The sequence below is a fragment of the Streptomyces aurantiacus genome, from assembly GCF_001418335.1.
Taxonomy (GTDB): Bacteria; Actinomycetota; Actinomycetes; order Streptomycetales; family Streptomycetaceae; genus Streptomyces; species Streptomyces aurantiacus.
On sequence record NZ_LIPP01000520.1, the window covers coordinates 1,263 to 2,516 of the forward strand.

Genomic DNA, 1,254 nt, shown 5'->3' on the forward strand with positions numbered 1-1,254 from the left:
CGGCGATCTCAACAACGCTTGCTGGGCGGGCGGTTCGAGGTCCCCCAGCATCAGCATCGTCAGCCCGGCCGAGCGGACGAGCAGGGTGACGCTCGCGTCGTTCGGGCCTTCGGGCTCCGGGACCGGACTCGGCGGCGGCCACAGCACCCGCCAGTCGAGCCCGCCCGTACGACGCCGCTCCCCCGCCACCGCCCGCGTCACCGGGATGCGCCGGACCGCCGCCTGCCGATGCACGGACTCCGCCTGATCGAGCGGTTCCTCGAAGCCCGTCGTTTCGATGGCGCCCACCGAACGCCCACGCAGCACACCCGGCAGCCCCGCCACATGGTCCGCGTGGAAGTGGGTGAGCACGACGAGTGGAATCCGGGTGATGCCGAGGGCGCTCAGGCATCGGTCGACCCGTATCGGGTCCGGTCCCGCGTCGACCACCACACCCCTGCCGTCGCCCGCCGCGAGCACCGTCGCGTCGCCCTGGCCGACATCGCACATCGCGAACCGCCAGCCGGTGGGCGGCCACCCCGTGATCACCCGGGCGAGGGGCGGCGGCTGCACCAGCACGAGCAGAAGCAGCACTCCACAGGCACCGCTCAACCAGGGATGCCGCAGAAGCCCGCGCCCGACGAGCACGACCGCGGCGATCACACAGACGAGCAGCAGCGCCCCGGTCCAGGTCCCCGGCCAGTCCATGCCTCCGCCCGGCAGGGCCGCTCCCGCTCGGGCGATGTCCGCGATCCATCCGGTGGGCCAACCAGCGCACCAGGCCAGCGCTTTGGCGACCGGCATCGCCCAGGGAGCCGTGGCCAGTGCCGCGAAGCCCAGCACCGTGGCCGGCGCGACCGCGAACTCCACGAGCAGGTTGCACGGCACCGCCACCAGGCTGACCCGCGCCGAGAGGACAGCCACGACCGGAGCGCACACCGCCTGTGCCGCGGGGCCAGCGTGAGCAGCGCGCCGGTGGCGAGCACGGAGAGCAGAAAGCCGTAACTGCGGGCCAGCCAGGGGTCGTACAGCACCAGCACGAGTACCGCCGTGGCCAGCGCCGGGACCAGTGATCTGCGGCGCCCGGTGGCGATGGCCAGCAGTGCGATCGATCCGCAGGCCGCGGCCCGCAGCACACTCGGGTCCGGCCGGCACACGATCACGAAGCCGAGCGTGAGCGCACCCCCGCACACGGCGGTCGCCCGCAACGGAAGCCCGAGCCGGGGCGCCAGGCCACGGCGCTCGATCCGCTGGGCCCGGCCCGGCGGCCCGATG

The 1,254-nt window shown here is 74.0% G+C and carries 1 protein-coding gene and 2 pseudogenes; 1 reads left to right on the top strand and 2 read right to left on the bottom strand.

Features of this window, described 5'->3' with window-relative positions:
• A partial coding sequence (locus AOK01_RS46720) for a ComEC/Rec2 family competence protein (protein WP_425424800.1) occupies positions 1 to 687 on the bottom strand: 687 nt, incomplete at its 3' end.
• Positions 682 to 1,136: pseudogene (locus AOK01_RS46725) on the bottom strand (ComEC/Rec2 family competence protein); the annotation flags it as partial. The pseudogene AOK01_RS46725 and the gene AOK01_RS46720, both read right to left, overlap by 6 nt.
• Here AOK01_RS46725 and AOK01_RS46730 point away from each other — a divergent pair.
• Positions 1,030 to 1,254, top strand: a pseudogene (locus AOK01_RS46730) (hypothetical protein); the annotation flags it as partial. The pseudogenes AOK01_RS46725 and AOK01_RS46730 overlap by 107 nt on opposite strands.